The organism is Pseudomonas sp. SIMBA_067, from assembly GCF_046534675.1.
GTDB lineage: Bacteria > Pseudomonadota > Gammaproteobacteria > Pseudomonadales > Pseudomonadaceae > Aquipseudomonas > Aquipseudomonas putida.
On record NZ_JAWRYH010000797.1, the window covers coordinates 1 to 257 of the forward strand.

The 257-nt window shown below is 56.0% G+C and carries 1 protein-coding gene; it reads left to right on the plus strand.

All coding sequences use genetic code 11. The features are described 5' to 3' along the window. On the plus strand, positions 1-257 hold a 257-nt coding region (locus SB765_RS31390), incomplete at both ends, for an FUSC family protein (protein ID WP_410932730.1).

Here is a 257-nt window from a genome sequence, read left to right on the forward strand (position 1 = left end):
CTGGGCCAGGTCATCGGCTGCTTCGTGGCGATGATGGTGATCCTGCTGATTCGTGATAAATCAAAAGCGCGCACCGGCCGCAAGCTGCTGAACCGCTTTATGTATGCGGCTGTCTCTGCCATGACGACCAATCAGGCGCGCCGGCGTGAAAACCATCTGCCAGCGCTCTATCAGCAACTGTTTCTGCTGCTGAACCTGTTTCCGGGCGATATCAACAAATATCGCATCGCCCTGACGCTGATCATCGGTCATCAGCG